21 protein-coding genes and 2 pseudogenes are annotated in these 23803 nt (G+C 66.7%); 7 read left to right on the forward strand and 16 right to left on the reverse strand.

What is annotated here, in order from left to right:
• Positions 1-4: 4 nt before the first annotated feature.
• The gene (locus tag ON20_RS31860) at positions 5-1252 is read right to left on the reverse strand and encodes a hypothetical protein (RefSeq protein ID WP_040841868.1); all 1248 of its coding nucleotides are present in this window, start codon (positions 1250-1252) and stop codon (positions 5-7) included.
• Positions 1253-2030: 778 nt separating this feature from the next.
• On the opposite strand from ON20_RS31860, the gene ON20_RS37200 reads away from it, so the two are divergent.
• Positions 2031-2183 (forward strand): hypothetical protein, encoded by a 153-nt coding sequence (locus tag ON20_RS37200; RefSeq protein ID WP_157229175.1) that lies wholly within the window; start codon positions 2031-2033, stop codon positions 2181-2183.
• 176 nt (positions 2184-2359) lie between these two features.
• Here ON20_RS37200 and ON20_RS31865 read toward each other — a convergent pair whose 3' ends face one another.
• On the reverse strand, positions 2360-3061 hold the full coding sequence (locus ON20_RS31865) for a class I SAM-dependent methyltransferase (protein ID WP_040841871.1): 702 nt from the start codon (positions 3059-3061) through the stop codon (positions 2360-2362).
• A gap of 752 nt (positions 3062-3813) precedes the next feature.
• On the opposite strand from ON20_RS31865, the gene ON20_RS31870 reads away from it, so the two are divergent.
• From ON20_RS31870 to ON20_RS31880, 3 genes are read left to right on the forward strand one after another with little or no spacing between them, the layout of a single operon-like run.
• Positions 3814-6153, forward strand: coding sequence for a sensor histidine kinase (locus tag ON20_RS31870; RefSeq protein WP_040841874.1), 2340 nt, complete (start codon positions 3814-3816; stop codon positions 6151-6153).
• A complete protein-coding gene (locus tag ON20_RS31875; protein WP_438803464.1) occupies positions 6128-6547 on the forward strand; it encodes a roadblock/LC7 domain-containing protein in 420 nt (139 codons plus the stop codon). Before ON20_RS31870 ends, ON20_RS31875 begins: the two co-directional genes overlap by 26 nt.
• Entirely contained in the window at positions 6544-6921 is a 378-nt protein-coding gene (locus ON20_RS31880; RefSeq protein ID WP_040841879.1) for a DUF742 domain-containing protein, read from the forward strand. Before ON20_RS31875 ends, ON20_RS31880 begins: the two co-directional genes overlap by 4 nt.
• A gap of 96 nt (positions 6922-7017) precedes the next feature.
• Here ON20_RS31880 and ON20_RS31885 read toward each other — a convergent pair whose 3' ends face one another.
• Positions 7018-8265: a PP2C family protein-serine/threonine phosphatase gene (locus ON20_RS31885; protein ID WP_040841946.1), complete on the reverse strand. Its 1248-nt coding sequence runs from the start codon at positions 8263-8265 to the stop codon at positions 7018-7020.
• Between the two features lie 5 nt (positions 8266-8270).
• Positions 8271-9090: pseudogene (locus tag ON20_RS31890) on the reverse strand (alpha/beta fold hydrolase).
• 102 nt (positions 9091-9192) lie between these two features.
• Here ON20_RS31890 and ON20_RS33800 point away from each other — a divergent pair.
• From ON20_RS33800 to ON20_RS31905, 3 genes are all read left to right on the forward strand, one after another.
• Positions 9193-10374, forward strand: a complete 1182-nt coding sequence (locus ON20_RS33800; RefSeq protein WP_051163716.1) for a Tle-like phospholipase domain-containing protein — start codon at positions 9193-9195, stop codon at positions 10372-10374.
• Between the two features lie 43 nt (positions 10375-10417).
• Complete coding sequence (locus tag ON20_RS31900; RefSeq protein WP_040841881.1) at positions 10418-11065, forward strand: ankyrin repeat domain-containing protein; 648 nt, start codon at positions 10418-10420, stop codon at positions 11063-11065.
• 1166 nt (positions 11066-12231) lie between these two features.
• Entirely contained in the window at positions 12232-12873 is a 642-nt protein-coding gene (locus tag ON20_RS31905) for an HhH-GDP family DNA glycosylase (protein ID WP_040841948.1), read from the forward strand.
• Positions 12874-12949: 76 nt separating this feature from the next.
• On the opposite strand, the gene ON20_RS31910 is transcribed toward ON20_RS31905, so the two are convergent.
• The 12 genes and pseudogenes from ON20_RS31910 to ON20_RS39660 form a co-directional block, all read right to left on the reverse strand.
• Entirely contained in the window at positions 12950-13630 is a 681-nt protein-coding gene (locus ON20_RS31910) for an MspA family porin (RefSeq protein WP_040841882.1), read from the reverse strand.
• Positions 13631-13798: 168 nt separating this feature from the next.
• A complete protein-coding gene (locus tag ON20_RS31915; protein ID WP_051163717.1) occupies positions 13799-14452 on the reverse strand; it encodes an MspA family porin in 654 nt (217 codons plus the stop codon).
• A gap of 117 nt (positions 14453-14569) precedes the next feature.
• A complete protein-coding gene (locus ON20_RS31920) occupies positions 14570-16066 on the reverse strand; it encodes an aldehyde dehydrogenase (NADP(+)) (protein WP_083865576.1) in 1497 nt (498 codons plus the stop codon).
• Positions 16063-16854: a ribose-5-phosphate isomerase RpiA gene (rpiA, locus tag ON20_RS31925; RefSeq protein WP_051163718.1), complete on the reverse strand. Its 792-nt coding sequence runs from the start codon at positions 16852-16854 to the stop codon at positions 16063-16065. Before rpiA ends, ON20_RS31920 begins: the two co-directional genes overlap by 4 nt.
• A gap of 23 nt (positions 16855-16877) precedes the next feature.
• The gene (locus ON20_RS31930) at positions 16878-17531 is read right to left on the reverse strand and encodes an HAD family hydrolase (RefSeq protein ID WP_040841884.1); all 654 of its coding nucleotides are present in this window, start codon (positions 17529-17531) and stop codon (positions 16878-16880) included.
• Positions 17524-18399 carry an FGGY-family carbohydrate kinase gene (locus ON20_RS39650; protein WP_245547611.1) on the reverse strand — a complete coding sequence of 292 codons (876 nt, stop codon included), beginning with the start codon at positions 18397-18399 and terminating at the stop codon, positions 17524-17526. The genes ON20_RS31930 and ON20_RS39650 overlap by 8 nt, the downstream gene beginning before the upstream one ends.
• A gap of 86 nt (positions 18400-18485) precedes the next feature.
• Positions 18486-19061, reverse strand: a pseudogene (locus tag ON20_RS39655) (FGGY family carbohydrate kinase); the annotation flags it as partial.
• 1 nt (position 19062) lies between these two features.
• On the reverse strand, positions 19063-20490 hold the full coding sequence (locus ON20_RS31940; protein WP_040841886.1) for an aldehyde dehydrogenase family protein: 1428 nt from the start codon (positions 20488-20490) through the stop codon (positions 19063-19065).
• Between the two features lie 16 nt (positions 20491-20506).
• The gene (locus ON20_RS31945) at positions 20507-21475 is read right to left on the reverse strand and encodes a C-terminal binding protein (protein ID WP_040841888.1); all 969 of its coding nucleotides are present in this window, start codon (positions 21473-21475) and stop codon (positions 20507-20509) included.
• A 1-nt stretch (position 21476) separates the two neighbouring features.
• Positions 21477-22664 (reverse strand): fumarylacetoacetate hydrolase family protein, encoded by a 1188-nt coding sequence (locus ON20_RS31950; RefSeq protein ID WP_040841890.1) that lies wholly within the window; start codon positions 22662-22664, stop codon positions 21477-21479.
• A gap of 56 nt (positions 22665-22720) precedes the next feature.
• Entirely contained in the window at positions 22721-23437 is a 717-nt protein-coding gene (locus ON20_RS31955; RefSeq protein ID WP_040841892.1) for an SDR family oxidoreductase, read from the reverse strand.
• A 38-nt stretch (positions 23438-23475) separates the two neighbouring features.
• The gene (locus ON20_RS39660; protein WP_245547612.1) at positions 23476-23796 is read right to left on the reverse strand and encodes an ABC transporter permease; all 321 of its coding nucleotides are present in this window, start codon (positions 23794-23796) and stop codon (positions 23476-23478) included.
• Positions 23797-23803 lie beyond the last annotated feature (7 nt).

The following is a 23803-nucleotide window of genomic DNA, read 5'->3' on the forward strand; positions in this document are numbered from 1 at the left end:
CCGGCTACACGGGCAGCCTGGGGCGCGGGGTGAGATGGAGCGCGAACAGCAGGTCGGTGTTACGCACATACTGCGGTTGTTCGATACGGCGGAGGAGCCCTGATTGGCGTATCCAACTGTGGTGCCAATGGTGCAGTTCCGGAATGGTCACCCCACACCGCGTGGCGGTGGCCTGCAGTCGGTGGCCGGCCCCGCCGACGGCGCCGGCGAGAAGTTTCGGATTGGGCTGGGCGCGGGTCTCCTGGTACTCGCGGGCGGCGTGCAGCAGGGGACGTGCCGGCGTGGGTATCACCCACACGTACACGTCGGCCGCCCTGGCGCAGCCGATCGGGCCGGTGAAGATGAGCGCTTCCGGAGTGAGCGACACGCAGGGAATGGCATTGAGTTCCATGACGGTGGCACCGGTGAAGAGCACCGTGGTGAGGGCAGCGGCATCGACCGGATTGCCGGTTCGTGTCCGGACACGCTCGACCGTTCCCTCGTCGAGCCGTGTCGTGGTGAACCCGGGTCCCACCGAATATGTCAGGTCCGGTGGAAGGTCCAACCGCATACCGTGCAGCAGGAAGGCCGCCTGCGCACCGCGGAGCCGGGCAATGGTGTGCGCGCGGCCGGGGCTGTCGGAGACGAGTTCGCCGAGGAATCGGTAGAGGCCGAGCGTATCGTGCCATTCGTCGATCTGGCCCGCGTAAGGTCTGTCCGGAAGGCGTCGCCGAACCGCGCGCCGGGGACGCAGCACAGTGCGCATGTGTTCGGCCAGGGTCGCGTCATCCGGCCCGAGCCAGTTCGGGTCGGGCTTCTGGCCCGGGTCGTGCCGACAGGGACGACCGCCATGCGCGGTGAGCCATCGACAGGTCGAATCGATACCTTCGGTGTACACCGCGTCGACCCTGGCGAACTCCTCCGGTGACAGGCCACGGTAGGCGTCGGCGCGGAATGTGTCCACATCGCTGTCGGGGAGCCGGGGCAGCACCTCGTCTCCGGCAGCCATCGATACCATGGCAGTTCCCGCCTGCCCGGCGATGGCTTGCCGGTACCCGATTCTGCGTGTGGCGGCCTCCGGAATCTCCTTCCGTACCACGGGAGCGTTCCGCATATTGCGGGCCGCCAACCACTGCCATATTGCCCGTTCGGTCACCCCTAGCTTCCGCGAGGCGGAGCGCACATGGTCGGCGGACAGTCGTCCATCCTCGTCGAGCCGGATCAACCGATCCAGCACGGACAGACGCAGTGTGGGAATGCTGGCCTCGGTCACAGCAAAACCTCCTGGGCCCCAGGCCCATAACGAATTCCATTGGTCGTGCAATGCGGCGCATCGCACCGCAGACTTGACCGTGAAGGAAATAATCAACCAGACGTGCCAGGGGTTGACAAGAAAGAGGGCTCGACAAATATTTGCGCGAGGTTTCCGGGATTACACACAAAGGCTCCGGCCGAGATGTCGTGGCACGAGTCGTGCTGGCCTCGCCTCCGCCTCGCCCGACAGCTCCATGATGCGCGTCGGTTGCCGATCGTTCTGAAAATCCTACGCTTTGGATCGAGGTGTTCTCGACAACACCACCCGGCGTTGCCTCGGCGGCCGGACCCGAACAGACCCGATATAACCGACCCATCATCCGACCATCGACCAATCGTCGACGGAGTCCAACGATTGCGGTAGACAGGTTTCTCGACGCCGAGCGCCCAACCGGAATACGCGCCGAATACGAACTCGGACGGGATCGGAAGGTCGAAACGCAAGGAAGTTGGGACATACCCCGTGGGGCCGGCCAACTCGGCGGGCCGCCCCACCCGAAAGAAGCGGCGCACCATCGGGAAACGCTCCCCGGGGACAATCGTCGCGGCACCGGCAGTCCGGACGGCGAGTACCCGCGACCTGCCGCAAACATGAGGCATCGGCGAGTGGGATCTCTCACATTCCCGCGGTGACCCGATCGAGATTGGACGGCCGATGGTGGGTATGCCCGGCGTGACGGTGACGCAATGCGGCGCACCGGTGTGACAGTTCCCTATCGCGTACTTCGGGAGGGCTTGTGGCTTCAATGCTTTCGTTTCTCATGCTCATGCTCATGCTGCCGGGAATGGCGGCCCTCGCCGCGTATGTGACGGTGGTGGTCAGCGTGTGGCTCGAAGAGCGGCGCGAGGCCGACGATCCCGGGGCGCGTGTCGAGGCCCACCGTCCGTAGCGGACCTACCACACCCTGCCGGATCGTGGCCGATCCGCGGGTGGCCGCCGGTCACCGGACCCGCCGACCGGGTGCAGGCAGCGAGCGCCGACTTCCGGCGGCTCCGGACCGAACACACGGATACATCCACACGGCGAAGTGGCCGCTCACGGACCGACCCCCGGCGACCGAGCGGCTCAGCCCAGGTGGGCCGACAGCAGCCAGGCCGGCACCGACTTACGGCCGTGGGGCTCGTCGCGTATGCCCTCGAACCGGATGTTCGGGATGTCGGCGGAGGCCTCGAAACCGGCCGGCAGGTTCGCATGGATTCGCGCCTGCCTGATCTCGTCGACCACCCAGTACTCCGACACCGCATCGCGGAGCTCGTCCGAGGTGACCGGCGAGGGACCCGGTCCGGATACGTCGGGCAGGGCGGCCCGGTCGAAAACGAGCGCGAAGTACGACGCGTCCGGCGCGGCTGCGCGTGCGATCGACCGCAGATAGCCTTCCCGCGACTCGACCGGGATCGAATGGAACAGCGTGCTGTCGACAATGGTGCCGAAGCGGCCGTCGTAGCCGGTGAACGAGGTGATATCGGCGACCTCGAAGGAGGCGTTGACCAGGCCGCGCCGTGCGGCTTCGGCGCGGGCCAACTCGATCGCGGTCGGCGCGATGTCCAGCCCCACGGTGGTGTATCCCCGCTCGGCCAGATACAGCGAGACCGCCGCCTCCCCACACCCGACATCGAGAACATCACCATGGAATCTGCCCTGCTCGATCAGCGCGGTGAGCTCGGGCTGGGGTTCGCCGATACTCCACGGTGCTTTGCCGCCCGGCCCGAATGGACCGCCCGTTCCACGGTAGACCTCTTCGAATTCGAAATCGCCCGGTGTAGTCATAACCCACGACTATCAGTCGGCACGGCACATGTACATGTGACTCACCCACACTCTGGGCGCCACCCGCGTATCGACGGGGTCGGCTCGCGGGCATCGCCTCGGTGTCGGTGCCCCTGTTCCACCGACCCCTACGCGGTCCGCACCCGGCCCGCGATCGACGTGGGCGGCCCGCCAGGGAACGGTCGGACGGTATATCGGTGGTGTCGTCCATACCGCGTCCGGGCCGTACGCCCGATCCGTCCTGAACGGCACTACCGTTGAGCGCAACGGAGCCGGTCAGAACCTTACAGGAGGTAGCGGACGAAGCGCGGGCACCGGGAGCCGAGAACTCTTGCCAAGGCAGCCTTCCCACCGAGCTACCGGCCAGCGGCACAGGTCGCCGTAGCCATCGCCGACCGGGTACGGTGACCGGGTGCTGTGTTTCCGTGGGGCAGGAGCGAACGGATGGGTGTATCGCGCGACAGCGCCAGAGCCGGCCGGTGACCGGTTCGGCGATTACGTCGACACTCGAAATAGCGCAGCCGAGAACGTTTTCCGAGACTCAACGCGCTGTTTTCGTTAGTGTCTGGAACGAACGCTGATGCATTGCCGGGCAACCGCAGTGCCGAAGAAGTTGGGTGGTGGGCCGGTCACGATGCTGTCGCACGCGCGCATCCCCAGGAACGAGTTGATCTACTGTGGCTATTCGGTGGCATCTCCCCGAATTACTTGTTCGCGCATTCCATTCCGGAAGGGAGGAGACCCGCGGCCGGGTGGGTGTCCGGACCCGGCTGCTCTCCATCGTGCTGATCACCAGCGTCACCTTGCCGGCGGTCGGTGTCGGCACCGCGGCGTATCTGGTGAAAACCAGCCTGTCGGCAACGATCTGGGCCAACCTGATCAGCAGCACCACCACCCCAGTGATCTCGATGGTGCAGGCGTTCGAGGAGGAACGTCGGCTGTCGCTGCTGTACCTGGCGGGTGATCCGACTGCGGCGGACAGCCTCGTGGACGCGCGAAAGCGCTCGGATACCGCATTGGCCGCGGTGATCGCCAAGGGCGAGGCGGCCCAACGACTCGACCCCGATGGCTCAGCGGCCGACCTCGAGGCCTACCGCCCGTTGTACAACCGAGTTCCCGGAGTGCGCACCGTGATCGACGCACGGGCGATGTCCCGGCAGGAGTCGTTCGGGTTCTTCAGCGCGGTGATCGAGACCGTTTTCGGGGCGTCGCTGGTGGCGGCCCGGGTGGCGCCCAATGCCGGTATAGCCGTCGCGCTCGGTTACGGTATCGAACCGCTACGCGCCGCCGAGGCACTGTCGAAGGCCGATACCCTCGGCGCCGTAGCGCTTGTGCGCGACGAGTTGACGCCGGCTCAGCTGCTCGAATTCACGCGTCATGCGGGCCAGTTCCGGGAACAGGTCACGTATTCCGCTACGGTATTGCAAGATTCGCGCCTGGACCAACTGCAGGCCATCACCGACTCTCCGGCCTGGCAGCAGGTGACCGCCATGCAGGACGCCATCATCCTGCGCGGTCCGCTGCCGATCGACGCCTCCGCCGAGGACCGGACCGGCACCGGCTACGACACCGAGCAGTCCGGGGAATCCGAGACCCCCACCCTGCCGATGACCGTTCCCCAGTGGCAGGAAGCATCCGACCGGGTAAACTCGGCCCTGCTGAAGCTATGGGAGGACCAGAGCAGGGACGCCCACGCCATCGCACGCGCGGAGGGGACCGACACAGCGACGAAATCCCTGATCGGCGGGATCGTGGTGCTGATCCTCACCACAGTGGCCTTCATTGCCGCACTGGTCATGGCCGACCGATTCATCGCACGTATGCGCCGGCTGCGCAACGACACCCTGGAACTCGCGGACGAGCGGTTGCCCGACCTCATGCGGCGTCTCGACAACGGGGCGAACATCGATACGGCCACCGAAGTGGCGCGGCTGGATTTCGGCACCGACGAACTCGGTGAAGTGGCCGACGCGTTCAACCGAGCGCATGTGGCCGCCGTATCGGCGGCGGTGGCGGAAGCCAGGACACGCGCCGGTTTCCGAACGGTCTTTCTCAATATCGCCCGTCGCAACCAGCTGGCCGTGCACCGCCAACTGGCGCTGCTGGACCGGGCCGAACGCCGCGAGGAGAACGCCGATCAGCTCGAACTCCTTTTCCAGCTCGACCATCTGGCCACCCGGGCCCGGCGCCACGCCGAGAACCTCATCGTCCTCGGCGGTGAGCAGCCGGGCCGGCAGTGGCGCAAACCGGTTCCGCTGTGGGATCTGGTACGCGGCGCGGCGGCGGAGAGCCTGGACTACCCCCGGATCCATACCGAGCGCATACCCAAGGTGCATATCACCGGCCAGACCACGGCCGACCTGATCCATCTGCTCGCGGAATTGATGGACAACGCCACGGCGTTCTCGCCACCGCAATCCCGGGTCGAGGTGTCGGCGGCCGTCGTCGGCCGTGGTGTGGCGGTCGAGATCGCCGATAACGGTCTGGGAATGTCGGTGGAGGAGATCTCCGCGTGTAATCGGCTCCTGGCCGAACCCCCGGACTTCGGAGTGGCGGCGCTGACAGGTGGCACTCGTTTGGGACTGTTCGTTGTGGCCACTCTGGCCGCCCGGCACGGTGTCTCGGTGCGATTGTCGGGATCTGCCTCCGGCGGGATCATGGCGGTCGTGGTGGTTCCGAATATGCTCATCGCAGCCGAGGACTCCCCCGACGGCCCGACCGGTGAGCCCGCGCATACCGCGCCGGCCGGCACCACATCCCACGAAGCCCTCGCCACCGCACCATCCACGAGAGTCCCCGCGCCGTCGCGGCCTACCTCTGAGGCAGCGCAGCCGGTCACCGTCGTATCGACACCACGGCCCGACGCGGGCCCCCATCCCCCATTGCCGCGTCGGCGCCGACAGTCCGCCGACGCGGACACCGAGAAGATTCCGGTTATCGAGGAACCCCGTACACGCACACCCGAGCAGGCACGCAACCTGATGGCTGCTATCGAAGGCGGTACCCGGTCGGGACGCCGACCATATCCCGACTCGACCGCGACCGATCGAACTCGACAGGAAGGCGATGATGACCACTCCCCCGCGCACTGATCTGAGCTGGCTGCTGGAAGAACTGGTCAGCGGGTTGCCGGATGCCGAATCCGCGGTACTGCTATCCACCGACGGGCTGCTGATGGGCCATTCGTCCGGGGTGGACCGAACCGACGCCGAACGGTTCGCCGCGATGGCATCGGCCTTCCATAGCCTGGCGCGCAACGCCGGCAGCCACTTCAAGGCCGGCGGCGTCTGCCAAACCGTGGTGGAGCTCGATCGCGCGGTACTGTTCATCACCGCGGCCGGCGGTAACGCCTGCCTGGCCCTGTTGGCCTCCGATGCCGCGAATATGGGCATGGTGGCCTACGAGGTGAATCGCACGGTACAGCGGGTCGGCAGCCATCTCGCCGTCGATGCCCGCCCCACCCCGAACGGCGCGCCCCGGCCGTGAACGATGCGCACACCGACCCCTGGGGCGAGGAGGACGCCGGCCCCGTCGTACGTCTCTACGCGCTGACCCGCGGCCGTGGTCGTACCGGACGTTCGGACCTCAGCCTGGACACCATGGTGGTCGACGCCAGGGCCGGGTTCGCGCTGCGGCGAACCGAACCCGAGTACGTCGAGATCGTCCGGCTGTGCCGTTCTCCGCAGTCGGTGGCCGAGGTCTCGGCGCAACTGCGTCTTCCGCTCACACTGACCAAAGTCCTCATCGGGGATCTGATCGATGACGGTAGGCTGGTCGTCCGCGCTCCGGTCGAAGCCACGAACGACATCGCCGATATCGGTCTGCTGCAGATGATCGCGAACAATCTGCGGGGAGGCTGACGCCGGACCTCGCGATCGGGTCGGCCGGGGCGGTGGCCGGCGGTCGACCTGGTCGGGCGGACCCATGATCGCCTCACCCGCTCCGATTGCGTGGCTTCACCGCGGCAGGAGGTGTAAGGCCAAGAGCGCGGTGTCATCGGTGACGCCGGCACCGAAGGAATCGAGCAGTTCCGTGACCGCGGCGATTGTGTCGGTGGCCGAAGCCGGAGCCAGAGCGCGGCCGAAGTCGAGGAGGGCGGATTCTCCATAGAATCCATCGGCGGTGCGGGCTTCGGTGAGCCCGTCGGTGTAGAGCAGCAGCGTATCGCCGGGGTTCAGGCCGGACGTGATGGTCGTGATGTCCGCGTCGGAGAGCACGCCGATCAATTGTCCACCGGGAGTCGGTAGAAAGTCGGCGGTGCCGTTGTCGCGAAGCAGCATCGCCGGGGGATGCCCGCCGGCGGCCAGGGTGACGGTGGCGTGGGGTTCCGCGAGAGGATCGTGGTCGAGGGTGAGTTGACCGTAGAGCACGGTGCAGAAGCGAGGGATTCCGGGTTGGCGGGCGTGCACCATAACGGTGTTGAGGTGGGTCAGGACCGCGGCCGGGTCGGGGTTGTAGACGGCGGCGGCGCGTAGCGTGTACCGAGCCTGGGATGTGATCGTGGCGGCGATGGCGCCCTTGCCGCATACGTCCCCGAGGAAGAACCCCCACGTGCCCGGGGAAATGGGAAACAGGTCGTAGAAATCACCGCCGACCTCGTCGGCGGAGGCAACATGGTAGTGCGCGGCGACGTCCATACCCTCGACCGGCTCGAGCGCCGAGGGCAGCAGGGTGCGCTGCAGGGTCGCGTTCAATCGCTGCAGGCGTTCGCGGTCACGTTCGACCTCCCGGCGTGCGCGCAGCAGTTCGGCTTCATAGGCGCGGCGCTCGCGGGCATCGAACACCGTGGTGCGGATCATCAGCGGTTGCCCGTCCACCGTGGTCTTTATTGTGGAGGTAACCAGCACGGGCAACCGGGAACCGTCGGCGGCCTTCAATTCCAGAGCGATGCCTCTGATATGGCCCTGCATCCGCAGCAGGGGCGCGAAATGGGTTTCGTGATACAGGCGCCCCCCGACGGTGAGGAGGTCATTGAAGTGACGTCGGCCCACCAGCTCCTCACGCCGGTAACCGAGCCAGCCCAGCAGAGTGGCGTTGACCTTCGCGATGCGCCCGTCCAACAGAGTCGACAGATACCCGCAGGGGGCGTTTTCGTACAGGTCCTCGACGTCGTCCTCCAACAGCGCTGTGAATTCCGCGCAACGATCCGAATCGTCGGGCTCGAACCCGAAGCGACCGGAATCCGGCCCGTCCGATCGGCACATCATCCTCACAGGCTACGCACGAACTCGGTGATCGCGGCGGCGGTCTCCTCGGGGGGCGGCCAACTGCGGGCAATGCCCGGTTGCGGTCAGCGTCACCAATCGGCTGCCGGCAATACGGGAATGAACGAATTCCCCCACCTCCGGCGGGGCGATCGCGTCGTTCGAGCACTGGGCCACCAGCGTGGGTACCTGCACCGCCGAAAGATCCTCCCGGTTGTCGGACAGAAAGGTCACGCGCGCGAACACACGCGCGATCTGGGGATCGGTGCGGCAAAAACTGTTTTCCAGCTCCTGCGCCAGCTCCGGGCGTTCCGGGTTGCCCATGATCGCCGGTGCCATCGCCCCCGACCACCCCAGATAGTTGGCATCCAGCGACTCGAGCAGCTCCTCGATATCGGCGGCGTTGAATCCGCCCCGATACCCGGTGGCGGGATCGTCGAGGAAGCACGGGCTCGGCGCCAGCAACACCAGCCCCTGGAAGAGCTCCGGCTCCGCCGCGACGGCCAGAACACCCATCATCGCCGCCACCGAATGCCCGACCAGTGCCACCGGTCCCAACCCAACCGCTCGACATACCTCCCGAACGTCCTCGGCGTAGCCCTCCATCGTCGAATACCGCCCCCGCTCCCAAGCCGACAGATCCGAACCCCCCGATCCCACGTGATCGAACAGCACCACGGTGAACCGCTCTTCCAGCAACGGCACCACCAGTCGCCACAGGCCTTGATCGCAGCCGAACCCATGGGCGAGTACCACCACCGGCGCACCGGTCCGCCCCGACACCGCCACACGGTTCCTGCTCATCACGTCGCTCACATACCCCATCCTGACAGAAGCCGCCGTTGACGAATCAGGGCTGCGCTTCGAGGGCACCCGGGATCATTCCGCTACGGTTCGAACGGCCACGACAGGTTGGGAAAGACAAGGATGATTCCTCCAGCGAAACTGTTCGCCGAGATAGCGGAAGAAATCGCTGGTGCGTTCAAGAAGTTGCGGTTCGCCCTGGCGGGGCGTATGAACGCGACGGCACGGCAGATTCGGAAATCGCAGAAGGAGTTGGAGAACGCCGATCGGTCGCTCGGAGATATGGTCAGCGACAGTACGACCGCGCGGACCGACCATTTCGGCGACGGCGTCGAGCATCCACGGTCTCCGAGGACTTCCTTCTCGGCGGAAATGCGTTCGACCGAGGCGCGCGAGATCGATGCGACATTGGCGAAGCTGGCCGACGATGTGTACATACCGGGTCACGTGGATCGCATAGACGGGTTCGCCCGTCTCACCGACTCCGAGCTGGAGCAAGTGGGTATACCGGCAGAAGCGATGAACGATCCGATCAGCGGCCTGACCACCGCCCTGTACCGCGACGAACAGGGACGCCACGTGCTCGCTTTCGCGGGCACCGACCATCGGAGCTTGAAGAGCTGGAAGGCCAATCTGTATCAGGGGGCGGGACTTCGTGCGCACCAGTATGTGCTGGCCGGCCGGCTCGGCAAACTGGCCCGCGTCGCGTTCGGCAACAACCTGGTGCTGACCGGCCATTCCCTCGGCGGTGGCCTGGCCGTCACCGCCGCGCTCAAATCGGGTGCTCCCGCGGTGACGTTCAACTCGGCCGGGTTGTCGGATCGGACGATCCGCGGTCTGAAGTTGGAGCCCGACGCCGCCCGCCGGTATGCGGCCGCCGGCAATGTGCGCAGCTATGTGGTGGCGGGTGATCCGCTGACGGAATTGCAGGAGTCCCACCGTGCCCGCCGCGCGACTATCGGCGGTTTCGCCGGCGGCCTTGTCGGTTCCGCGTTGGGTGGCGCGCTCGGGGCGGTTGTCGGCAGCCCGATCGACCGGGCCGCGGGAAGTGTGGCGGGGCGTAGACTCGGCAGCGTCCTCGGCGCGGCGATGGGCGGCTCGGCCGCCGCCACAGTCACGGCCGGTGGGCTGGCTCGCGTGCAGCCCGCGCTCGGCGCGAGAATCAATCTCCCCGACCCGTTGTCACCGGACGAGTACGGCGGCAGGCGGCTGACCCGGGCGTTGGAGCTGCACAAGATGACCGCTGTGCAACGGGCTCTCGCCGATGTGCGACCTTGGTCGAAACCATCACCATCCGACGGTTGAGGACGCACGGTATGACGTCGGATCGAAGGGAAGGACCCGCGCAATGGCCACACCGTTCGACGGAACCACCGCCCAGGATTGCGCCATGGCGATCGCGGCGCGCGACGACGGCCGCCTCGACCGGGCCCTCGCCACGGGAACCGATCCGAACGCCATCGGCAGCGAGGGGATCACGCTGCTGCACTGGGCAGTGTTGAACCGGGCCGAACACGCCTGCGCCGTTCTGCTCGATGCCGGCGCCGACCCGAATCGACCCGACGACGACGGTGACACACCGGTGCACTACGCGGCGGCGCTCGACGATCCCGCATACCTGACCGCCCTCCTCACCCGGCACGCCGACCCGAATGTGCCCAATTCGCGCACCGGCCGCACCCCGCTGATGGAAACCATAGTGCGGCAACAGCATTCGAATACACGCATCCTCCTCGGCGCCGCCGCGAACCCGAACGTCGCCGATCGCGCCGGAGAACTACCGCTACACACCGCCGCGCAACTCGACCAGCACGCCATCGTGCTGGCCCTACTGGAAGCGGGCGCAGATCCCGAGGCACGGAACGCACAGGGAGTCACATTCCAGCACTACCTGTTCATGACCCCGGCCATGTTGTACGCGGCATCCACGCGTGTGGAGATCGAGCGGATCACCGCCTGGCTGGAGGAACACGGCATCCCTGTCGAAGCGGAGTGAACGGCCACCCTGGGTGTTCCTCGGCCACGGCGGCGTCCCTTCCATACCGGCACCGGTCGGTGACGCACGGGGCGGGAACGCCGGCCTCGGCCCCGATAGGCGATGAGTGTCGATCGGCTCGACCGTGCGTCCGTGCGGATTTCTCTCCCGAGCTTCGCCGAACCATTGCCGCCGCGTATGGACAGACCGATCGACGCCGCGCTCGGAATTGTTGTCGGAAATTCATTGTGAGGCCGACCACAAATCGACATGACTCACAATTATGTAATTTTAAATCTGGGATAATTTTCCCGTTCATATCCGATGGTTCAACTCGTGTTCATCTGTTGATTATATAACGTTAAGGCAACTTGCCAATCACGTTCAGATTACGCAATTACTAAAGTTGACGGCGGCGTAAAGGCGTCGTACGCAAACGGATACCTACAGGAGTGAAACCATGGGATCAGTGGATCTGCTCGGCCTCGCAGACATTCTGAGTGCACTGGGCGACATTCTCGGCGGCTTCGGTGTGCTGTCGAGCCTTTCCGCCGCATAGCATGTAGATCAGCACAGAGAACGCTACGACGACAGTCCGCCGGAGGGTCCTCCGGCGGACTGTCGTCTTTTCGTGCCGCTCCCATCCTCGCCTTCGTTGTTGTTCCGGTCGCCGATAGCCTTCTCATGTAATTCACAAGCATTACTCAGGGATGGCCCACGGATTTACCGCCCGTGTATCGCTGTAGTCCGTTCCGGCACACCAATATTTCCCCTGGAAGGATACTGTTAACCGTTGATTCGTTGGCGCCGTCGACGATTGGACGGATCCCCGTGTATTTGATCATGAATATTCACAGAACCACTTCGAGTCGATACCACCGACTCCGTCCGCACACGTAATGACGTAACACGCCACTGTCCGGACCGCTACCACGGACCCACATGGAACATCCCCGATTCGATCCCGACTGCACGCCGAATATTCTCACCGCGCATCCGGACGGCCGCCCTCCGTCAGGAGGTATCGTCGGCGCTCGCCGACCGTGACTTATACGCGCCGGCCGGGCGCATATGCGCCGAGCCCGCGCCTGACCCGGCGTGATAGAGCAGCACTCCTCGGGACCAGGTGTGAAGGGGTATGCGCCGGGTAACGCGTGCCAAGAGGACGCCAAGAGAAGGAGGCGATGATGAACCGGCGAGACATCGCGCACGCACTACTCGACCGGGCAGGTACCACCTACGCCGCCGAAGCGAAGATCGAGCTCCACGACAAACCGGCTCCGCTGTTCCAGCTACTGATACTGACCGACCTGCTCAGCGCCCGGATCTCGGCCGATATCGCGATCGCCGCGACGGCGGAGCTGGTGGGGAGCGGTTACCGGGATGCACGCAAGATCGCGGACGCGGACCGGCAGGAATTGATCGATGCGCTCGGGCGGGGGCATTACCGCCGCTATGACGAGAGCACCGCCTCCCAGCTCGGCGCGATCGCCACCACCGCACTCGACAAATACGACGGTGACCTGCGCAAACTGGCAGAAGAAGCCGACCATGACGTCGAGCGCGCAGGCGAACTCATCCAGCAGTTCAAGGGCATAGGACCCACCGGCGGCGATATTTTCCTACGCGAGGTCCAGGACGTGTGGCCCTGGGTGCGCCCCTACTTCGACAAACGCGCGGTGCGCGGTGCGAAACGCATCGACCTGCCGACCGACCCGGACGAACTCGCCCACCTGGCGCCCGGTAACCGCACCGCCGAGTTGGCCGCGGCACTGGTGCGGGTCGGACTCGACGACGACTTGGCCGAGGAGGTCCGGGCCGCGAACTGACCGCCTCCGGCCCTGGTTTGGGAACTTGCGCCCGCGGCACACCCCGATGGTGAACCGCGGACGCGGCGCGCAGCGCCTAACCGAGGCCGAAGGGTTGGCCCCACAGGGTCACCCAACTGGTGACGCTGTCGGTGATGACCTCGACGCTGACGAAGGAACGGGCCTGAGCGTAGCCGGCGCAGCCGGTCAAACCGATGGTCTCGTCCGACCAGGTGACCGAACCGCTGGTGCCGGAGAACGAGTTGTACGTCCTATGGACTTCGGCGCCGAAATCGTCGGCTTCTTCCCGGTCGAGGAGGTAGAACGATTTCGCCTGGCCGGGACCGAGGGTCAGTTCGCCGCCGGTATCGGCACCCGCACCCGGCCTGACGTTCTGCCCGTCGCTCCAGTCCAGCGTGCCGTTCGCGCCGCCGGAGGCACCGCCGCCGGCGATATTGACCTGGCAGCCCACCACATAGCCGGGGAAGATGGTGCCGCCGGCGGACGCGCCGGCACCGGACAGTTCGACCTGGGCACTCGCCGAGACCCAGGCATTGCGGTGCAGCGGGGTCGCGCCGAGAGAGGGGCTGACGGTGGCCGATTCCCCGACCAGACGCACCGTCACCACGGTGCCGTCGGACAGCGTTTTGACCAGTTCACCGCCCGGCAGCGGGACGAAGGTATCGGCGTCGGCCGCGCCGGTGGACAACAGGCCCACGGCCACCGTGGCGGCCGCGCCGACACCGGCCAGATGGGCGAGGTTCTTGCGATCGAACATGAGTAACACCCTTGGAAATATCGAATTCGTTTGATGGGGAATAGGATTCAGTGCAAGCCGAACGAATGTGAGGCACGATGAAGCACTGCGGTGCGCACGCGCCGACACCCCGGCTCGATGCGTGGCGGGCGGGACCGAGAACTCGGTATCGCACATCCACCGAACACCTCAGCCGATGCTGAACGGCGCCCCATACAACGTGGTCTTGGAGTAGTGGTCACCGACGATCTCCACCACCGTGTACGCACGCGCCTGCGCGTATCCCGCGCACCCCTGGATCTCGATCTCGGCGTCCTGATACTCCACCGAATACCGACCCGGCTTCAGGATGTCCTTGAAATCGATCTGCACGAACTTCACCTCGCCGGGACCCAGGTTCAGCCCGACCGACCCTCCCACGTTCGCCCCCGTGGTGGTGATACCGGCCGACAGACCGGCACCGATCGCGTCATCGGCGATACTCACCTGACAACCCACGATATAGCCGGTGTTCAACTGCGAAGCACCATGAGTGGAGGAATTGTTCGTGCCATCGGCACCGGTCGGACCGTTGTTCGGCCCCACCTCACCGGCCGGGGTCACCGACACATCGGCACTCGCGGTACCCGACACCCACACCACGCGACCGGCGCCGTTGGCCGCCAACGACGGGGAGATCACCGCATGCTCACCGGTTCGCGACACGACCACCCCGGGCCCCGCCTTCGAACCATCCGGCAACGGTACGAAGGTATCGGCATCGGCGGCACCGGTCGACAACAGACCCAACGTGACCGCGGCGACGGTCACGCATCCGGTGGAGCCGACGACCCGGCCCACCATGGCAGACGAAATACTCACTGTTTCCTCATCTTTCCCGAACAACGCCACCGGGCGTGGCGGATGGACACGCGAGACCGGCACGGCGCCTGCGTGGCCCGGACTCGCCTCATGGCACCGTCAGGGCTGCGACGACGCTCTCCCCCACCGCTGCGAGCGGCCGGATTCGCCGGTCTGCCGCGGTATGTTCCACGGGTTCGCATCTTGCAGCGGCTCGGGCAGCCACGCGTCGTGGAAGTTCTGATAGGCCACCGGGCGCAGGAAACGCTCGACGGCGGCGGTCCCGACCGCGGTGTGCAGCGGGCTCGTGGTCGACGGGTAGGGCCCGCCATGATGTTGGGCGGGTGTCACCGACACCCCTGTGGGCCAGTCGTCGAGGATCAGGCGCCCGGCTTTCGCCTCGAGCACGGGCAGCAACTCCCGGACGAGTTCCCCGTCGCCGGTTTCGGCGTGCAGGGTGATCGTCAGCGAGCCCTCCAGCAATTGCGCCGCGTGGGTGAGTTGTTTCGCGTCCGTGTACTCGACGACGACCGTGAACGGGCCGAAGGCCTCGGTCAGGAGGGTGTCGACATGCGCGGTGAACGTCTCGAAATCGGCCTTCAGCAGTCCGGGCCGAGGGCAGCCGTCCTGCTCACCGGGTTCCACCAGCATGCCCCCCGGGAACTCGTCACGCAGGGCGTTCATCCGTTCCGCGAAACCCGCGCCGATGGATTCGGTGAGCAGCCTGCCGGTGCGTACCGCGCCGACCCGCGACACCAATTCCGCGTCCAGCTCCGATCCGGTGGGGAGGAACACCAGTCCCGGCTTGGTGCAGAACTGGCCGTTGCCGAGGGTGAACGAGTCCACCAGTCCCCGCGCGATCTCCGGTCCGCGCGCCGCGACGGCGGCGGCGGTGACGACAACCGGATTGATACTGCCGAGTTCACCGTAGAAGGGGATCGGACGCGGGCGTTTCGCGGCGATATCCGCCAGCAGCAGGCCCACCCGTACCGATCCGGTGAAGGTGACGGCGTCGACCCGGTCATCGCGCAAGGCCTCGATTCCGGCGTCACGTCCCTGGATGATCGCGAACGCGCCATCGGGCGCCCCGCTGTCGGCCAGTGCCGCAGTGACGATCCGGGCGGTCGCCTCGGACAGGCGGGGATGCCCCTCGTGCGCCTTCACCAGCACCGGGCAGCCGGTGGCCAACGCCGAGGCGGTATCGCCGCCCGCCACCGAGAACGCGAACGGGAAATTGCTCGCGGCGAAATTGAGCACCACTCCGATGGGATGTTTCATCCGTCGGATGTCCGGGCGCGGGCCGGTGCCGAAGTGCGGGTCGGCGATATCGACCCGGGCGTCGAGGAACTTCCCCGCGGCGGCTTCCTCGGCGAACATCCGCAGCTGCAGTGTGGTGCGGCGCAGCTCGCCGCGCAGGCGCGCCTCGGGCAGATGCGATTCCGCCATCGCCACCGGGATCAGTTCCTCGGCGGCCTCGTCGAGGCGGTCGGCGACCAGGGTCAGCTGGGCGTACCGCTCGCGAGGGGACTGTCCGGCGAGCACGGTCCGGGCCGCCACGGCATGCCTCAGGAGCAGATCCAGTTCGGCGCTGTCGGTGGTCACGCTGTGTGTGGTCACTGCTGCCTCCCGTGGTCGAGGTCGGACACCTTGCGCCACTCGGGTACCCGTGCCGCATAGCGATGCGGAAGGTCGATGATCCGCACCTCACCATCGGGTGAGGCCATCATGATCTCGGAGGCGATGCCGGTGAACAGCCCGTTCTCGACCACACCGGCGATCCAGTTGAGATTGGTGTCCAGTAGCGCCTTGTCGGTGATCCGGTCCAAGTGCGCGTCGAGAACGAAGTTGCCGCTGTCGGTTACCACCGGCTCCCCGTCGCGGAGGCGCCGCACGATCTCGGTCTCGCGGTAGCCGAGGTCGTCGAGCAGCGACGCGATCGACCGGCGGGTCGCCTTCCAGCCGAACGGGATCACCTCGATGGGCAGGGCGAACTTGCCCAGGGTCTCCACCAGTTTGGAATCGTCGGCGATGCAGACCATCTTGTGCGAGGCCGCCGCGACCATGCGCTCCCACAGCAGACATGCTCCGCCGCCTTTGATCATGTCCCCGTCGTGATCGACTTCGTCCGGTCCGTCGAGGGTGACGTCGAGCGGTTGGTTCAGGTCGTTCAGATCCATCAGCGGAATGCCGAGGGAGAGGGCGAGGTCCCGGGTGGCGGTCGAAGTGGGCACGCCTACGACGTCCAGCCCTTCGGCGACCTTCTCACCGAACGCGCGGACGAACCAGGCGGAGGTCGTTCCCGAGCCGAGTCCGAGGCGGGCGCCATCGTGGGCATAGCGTTCCACCGCCGCGCGCCCCACGGCGTATTTCGCCGCGTCCTGCGCGGTTTCGGGTGTGTACAACATGGCGTGTTCTCCTTGGGAACGGCTCAGACGATCGCGAGCAGGTCGTCGAACGAGGCGAGGTGGAAATCGGCGGCGATATCCGGCCTGCCCCAGCGGACATGGGCATAGGCGGCGTTCGCTGCCGTCGCCGCGGCACGGTCGATCTCGGTATCACCGATGTACAGCACCGACGTGACCGGTACGTCGAGGGCCCGACAGGTGTCGGTGAGGTGGCGCGGGTCGGGTTTGGGGTGCGCTGCCGTGTCGGAGCCGACCACGGCTCCGATGAACGGCCGCACACCGAGCAGGTCGAGTACGGTCTCGGCGAGCGCGGTGCGCTTATTGGTGCAGATACCGATCGCGATATCGCGCTGGTACAGCTTTTCCAGTACGGCGCCGGCCGAGCCGATCAGCCGCGTTCCGGCGGCGGGCGCGGCCGCGTAGTTCGCCGAGTATTCGCCCAGGATGTCGCGCAGTTCGTCTTCGCCGACGGTCAGGCCCGCCAACTCCACGCACTGCGCGACCAGCGCGCGCGGGCCTCCGCCCAATACCGCGGCGATCTGGGAGACGGCCAATGGCCGCCCGCCGTGCGCGCCGAGGGCGGCGTTCATCGCCGCCGTGATGTCTTCGGAGCTGTCGATCAGTGTGCCGTCGAGGTCGAAGACCACGCCGGTGAATGTCGTCGGTGTTTCAGCCATCTCTTCTCATCAATTCGAGGTCCCGGTAGATATCGGTGAAGTGGCCGAACAGCGTGCGGTGCACCGCGAACAGGCGTGCGTACAGCTCACCGGCTTCGGGATCGGGTGTGTAGGACGAGGATTCGTGCAGGCAGCGGTCGAAGGCGTCCTCGAGTGTCGTCCAGGTACCCGCGCCGACACCCGCTACGAGCGCGGCACCGTAGGCCCCGCCTTCGCAGCTGCCCGCCATCGTGACGACCTCCGATCCGAAGATGTCGGCGATCGCCTGCAACCAGAACGGATCGCGCGTCGCGCCGCCGGAGGCGACGATCCGGGTGCACGGGATACCGAGAGCGGCGAAGGTGGTCATGATTTCGCGCATGTTCAGCAGTACGCCCTCGATGACCGCGCGGGCCAGATGCCCGAGCCCGTGTGTGCGGTTCAGCCCTATCCATGCCGCGCTCGCCAACGGCGCGTAGTGCGGTGCTCGTTCTCCCGCCAGGTACGGCAGGAACATCGCGCCGCCGGCCCCGGGCTCGACGCTCTTGGCCAGCTCGATGAGCTCGGTGAAGCTCAGTTCCTCGGCTCCGGGTAGTTCGCGCAGTACGTCGGCCAGCCACTGCAGGCCGCCGGCACCCGACAGCGACACCCCCATGACCTGCCAGTACCCCGGTCGGTTGTAACAGGAGATCTGCACCGTGCCCGCCGAGTTCCGCGGGCAGAACTCGGAGGCGGCGGCGACGATGCCGGCGGTGCCCAGCGTGATCCCGATATCGCCGGGTCGCAGGATACCCATCGAGGTCGTCTGGATGACGGCGTCGCCGCCGCCCCCGTACACCTGCACCGCCGGGCCCAGGTTCCACGCTCGGGCGATCTCGGGCAGCAGCACTCCGGTCGGCTCGGTCGATTCGACGACGGGGGCAGCACCGCGCTGTCGATTCCCACGGCGTCGACCATCGTCCGGGACCATTCGCGCCGCGCGACATCGAACAGCCCGGTTCCGGAGGCCTCCGAAACGTCGGTGACGAACCGGCCGTTCATCCGCCACCGCAAATAGTCCTTCGGGTTCAGCAGGCGTGCGACACGGGCGAAGGCCGTCGGTTCGTGCTCGCGCAGCCACACGATCTTGCCGGCGGTGAAACCGGTGATCAGTCGGTTGGCGGTGGACTTCAGCACCGCGTCGAGACCGCCCACCTCCCTGGTGATCCGCAGGCATTCCTGCTCACAGCGCTGGTCGTTCCACAGAATCGCCCGCCGGATCACGGCGCCGTCCGCGTCGAGGGCGACGAGACCGTGCATCTGCCCGCTGAGTCCGATAGCCACCACCTCGCTGCCCCGACCGGGCAGTGCGGCGGTGACCTCACGGACACAGGCATCGGCGGCCTGCCACCAATCCTCGGGATCCTGTTCGCACCAGCCGAGGTGCTCGCTGAAAAGGGGATAACTCCGGTAGGCGGTGGCGAGCACCGTCCCGTCCGGGTCCACCGCCACCACCTTGCAGGACGAGGTGCCGATATCGATGCCCAGATGCAACCGCGACGAGTCGGTCATCTCAGGCCCCGTACCGAACCCGGAGGTGCTTGTACTCGAGATACCCTTCGAGCCCGGCCTTACCGTGTTCGCTGCCGAAACCACTGCCCTTACGACCGCCGTACGGGGCGTTCATGATGCCCGCGTCGACATTGTTGACGGCCACGTTGCCGAAGTCGAGCAGCCGGCCCAGCTCATGGGTCTGGGCCAGATCCCGGGTGTAGACGTAGGCCGCGAGACCGGCCTCGGTGCCGTTCGCGAGTTCGACGGCGGTCTCGAGATCACGGAAGGGCATGACACCGACCACCGGGCCGAAGCTCTCCTCGTGCATCACCAGCATGTCGGGAGTGCAGTCGGCGAGCACCGTCGGCTCGTGGAAATATCCCGGCCCCGGGATCGGCGAACCTCCGGTGGTGGCACGGGCGCCGCGGTCCACGGCGTCGCGCACGTGTTCCTCGACGACCCGCCGCCCGGCCTCGGTGGCCATCGGTCCGATATCGACACCGTCCTCCAGCCCGTTGCCCACCACCAGTTTCGACACGGTGTTGGTGAGCCGGTCGACGAACTCGGGGTACATGGTCTCGTCGACGTAGACGCGGTTGACCGCGATGCAGATCTGTCCGGCGTTACGGAAACCACGACGAGCGGCGCCGGTCACCGCAGCCGCGACATCCGCCCGGTCGGTTACGATCATCGGGCACGAACCGCCGAGTTCCATCGTCGACGGTTTCGCGGCGGGCACGCTGCGCGCGATCTTTGCACCGGTCGCGGTGGAACCGGTGAACGCGAGCTTGTCGACACCGGGGTGCACGGCCAGCGCCGCACCGGTGGCGCCCTGGCCGAGCGTCAGATTCGCGACACCGGCGGGCAGGCCCGCCGCGTCGATGCAGTCGAACAGCAACGCCGGCGACAGTGACGCGTACTGCGACGGCTTGACCACGATGGTGCACCCGGCGGCAACCGACGCGCACAGTTTCCACCCGATGAGCTCGAGCGGATAATTCCACGGGGTGATGGCGCCGACCACGCCGATGGGCTCGCGGAACACCATACTGGTGTAACCGTCGACATCGTTGGGGATGATCTCGCCGTTGACCCGGGTGGCTTCCTCGGCGTAGTAGTGGAACGCCGTGGCGAGTTTGTCGACCTCGCCGAGCGCCTCCCCGATGGTCTTGCCCATCTCGGCGGTGATGGCCTCGGCCAGCTCCCGCCGGCGCGCGGCCACGATATCGCCGATCTTGTGCAGGTACCCCGCGCGCACCGTCGGATTGACGTGCCGCCAGGTCCGGAACGCCCGGCGCGCGGCGGTCACCGCGGCATCGACATCATCCGACGTCGCGACCGGGACCTCGGCGAGGACCTCCCCGTTCGCCGGGTTCCGCGCCGAGAACGTCTCCGCGGCGGCGCGCAGGCCACCATCGATGTAGTTCTGCAGTGTCTCCCGTGTCATTGTCTGCCTTTCGGGGTCATGCGCTGGGTAGGGGTGCGTTCACCACGCAGCGCAGCGGTTCGCCGCGCCCGGCTCGGCCTGCCTCTTCGGCGGCCAGGCGTTGCAGGTTCAGCAGGGACTCTTCGGAGTAGAACGCGGCATGCGGGGTCAGGATCGCGTTCGGATGGGCACGCAGCCCGTGGTCGGCCGCCAAGGGCTCGGGATCGAAGACGTCGAGGCCCACCCCGGCGAGCCGGCCGCTGTCGAGAGCGGCCAGGACCGCGTCCTCGTCGACGAGCGCCCCGCGCGACGTGTTGACCAGATACGCGCCGAACGGCATCTTCGCCAGATTCTCTGCGTTGACGATCCGGTGGGTCCGGTCGGTGGCCGGTGCGTGCAGCGACATCACATGGGTGCGTTCGAAGAGTTCGGTCAGGCTCACCAGGGTGATCCCGTGTTCGGCCATGGCCCGCTCATCGGCGAAGGGGTCGTAGGCGATCAGCTCGAAGCCGAACGGGCGCAGCCTGGTCGCCGTCGCGAGTCCGATTCGTCCGGTACCCAGCAATCCCACCGTCGTCGCCGAGGACGCGCGGACAGGAGCGAGCTCGGTCGGAGAGACCCACCGGCCCGCGGAGACGATCCGATCGAACGCGACGATCTTGCGCGTCAGCATCAGGATCAGCGTGACCGCGTGGTCGGCCACCGTATCGGCGCCGTAGTCGGGGACATTGCAGACCCGGATACCTGAGCGGGCGGCGGCATCGAGGTCGACATTGTCGAAGCCGATGCCGTATCGGATCACCACCGCGTCACTGTTCATGGCCGCCAGTGCGGCCGCGGTGATCGGGGCGAAATTCACGAACGTGATATCCGCACCGCGCACCGCCTCGATCGCCTCGGTTTCGGTTTTCGCATCGAACTCGTGCAGTTGCGCGCCGAGCGCCGCGGCGGTCTCGCGTTCGTAGCGCAGATCGGAGAAATTGTGGTCGGTGATGACGATGCGCATATCAGGCACCCACCTTGCCGACGAGGCCGCGCCCGTGCAGGTTCTCGATGAACCGGCGCAGGCCGAACTCCCATCGGGGGGCCTTCTCCGAATGGTTGACCCGGTTCACCAGCATGCCCAGTTTCGGGCTGGAGATCCGCACGATATCGCCCACGTGGTGGGTGAACCCCATCCCCGCGCCGCCACGGTCCTGAGTGGGGGCGAACAGGGTTCCGGTGTAGAGCAGGATGCCGTCCGGATACTGGTGCGCGTCCCCCACGGTGTACTCGGCCAAAGTGACCACATCGCGGGAGATCTCGCTCATCTGACTGACACCGTCGAGCACGAAATCGTCGTCGGTGCCGAGCACCTGCAGCCGCACCTCGGCGGAACGGATGTCGTCGAGGGTGAAGGTCTCGTCCAGCAGCCGGATGAACGGCCCGACCGAGGCGGAGGCGTTGTTGTCCTTGGCCTTCGGCAGCAGCAGCGCGGATCGGCCTTCCACATCGCGCAGGTTGACGTCGTTGCCGAGCGTGGCGCCGACAATCCGGCCGGTGGAGGTCACCACGACAGCGATCTCCGGCTCCGGATTGTTCCAGGACGACAACGCCGCGACACCGATCTCCTGTCCGCAGCCCACCGCCGAGAGCACCGGCGCCTTGGTGAAGATCTCGGGGTCGGGGCCGAGCCCCACCTCCAGATACTGGGACCATAGGCCCCGCTCCTTCATATCCGCCTTCAACCGCCCCGCGGCTGCGCTTCCCGGCTCGATCGCGGCGAGCGATGAACCGATCAGCGTCTCGAACTCGCCGCGGATACGGTCCGCCTGCTGTGGGTCGCCGCCGGCCCGTTCCTCGATGATCCGCTCGGCCAGCGATTTGGCGAAGGTCACCCCCGCCGCCTTCAGCACCGACAGGTCAACCGGCGCGAGTAGATACGGGGTGTCGGAGTGCTCGACGAGCGAGCTGTCCAACACTGCCTCGATCGGCCAGCTGCGCGTCCCGGTGGCGGCGCGGACCGCCGCCACCGGGTCCGAGGTCTCCAGCAGATCCGACATCGTCGGGAAGGAGTCGGTGATATCGACGACCTCGGCCCCCCGCAGCACCACGACGCACGGGCCGGACACGGCGGGATCGTGAACCCGGCCGACCAGGGTGGCGGTCGGGGCGTCGCCAGGGAGAACGTCTGTGGGATCGTCTACCAGTTTCATGGGTTTCTTTCGCTTATCAATTCCGTGGGTTGCCGCGAGGTTCGGGCGCGGGACGGTCATCGGAGGCTGTAGCCGCCGTCCACGAGCAGCTCGCTACCGCAGAAATAGGTGGATTCCCGGCTCAGGAGGAACGCCGCCGCGTCGGCGATCTCGGACGGTTCGGCCATCCGCGCCTGCGGTGTCGCGTCCAGCCATTGCCGGAACTGGTGTTTCTTGCGCTCGAGCAGCGGGGTCGACACGTAGCCGGGAGCTATTGCGTTCACCCGAACACCGCGATCGGCCCATTCCGAGGCCAGTGATTTGGTCAACGCGGTGACGGCGGCTTTGGACGCATTGTAGGCGCATTGTTTCTGCGGCACGTTGACGACGTGGTTTCCGCTCATCGAGGAGATATTGACCACGACTCCGTGGCCTTGTTCCAACATCAGCGCACCGAATGTCCGGTCGGTGATGAACACCCCGCGCAGGTTCACCGACATGGTGTGGTCCCACTGCGCGAGCGTCATGTCCTCGGCGGCGATATCGTCCTCGACCACGCCCGCGGCGGCGACCAGGCCGTCGACCCGGCCCTCGCGCTGCACGATCTCGGCGGCCGCCACCGCGACCGAGGCGTCGTCGGTGACATCGACGACGACGGCTTCACCGACCGCGCCCGGCACCCGATCGAGTGCGTAGACCCGGGCGCCCTCATCGATCAGCCGACGGCATATCGCCGCGCCGATACCACCGGCCGCACCCGTCACCGCGACCACCATGTCGGACAATCCGCGCATCGTTTCCTCCGTTCCGAGATCGTTTCGACGGCCGCGGCTCAGGAAGCCGGGGCGAGTTCCGGTTGCGCCACGGATCCCTCCGTGTTGCCGGGCCGGGCCTTGCGGCCGCGTGATTTCAGGACACCGGTCTTGGCGGCGAGGATGGCGCCGATCAGCACCACGCCGTTGAACACCGGCTGCACCCAGGTCTGGGCGCCGAGCATGAACAGCCCGGTGGTACCCGCCGCGACCAGGAAAACCGCGGTCATGGTGCCCCAGACGTTGTAGTAGCCGCGCCGGATGGAGGTTTCCCCGAGGAAGCACGCGGCGATGGCCGGCAGCAGGTACTCCGAACCGCTCGTCGGCGCCGCGGACCCCACCTGGGCC

This window comes from Nocardia brevicatena NBRC 12119 (genome assembly GCF_000308495.1).
GTDB lineage: Bacteria > Actinomycetota > Actinomycetes > Mycobacteriales > Mycobacteriaceae > Nocardia > Nocardia brevicatena.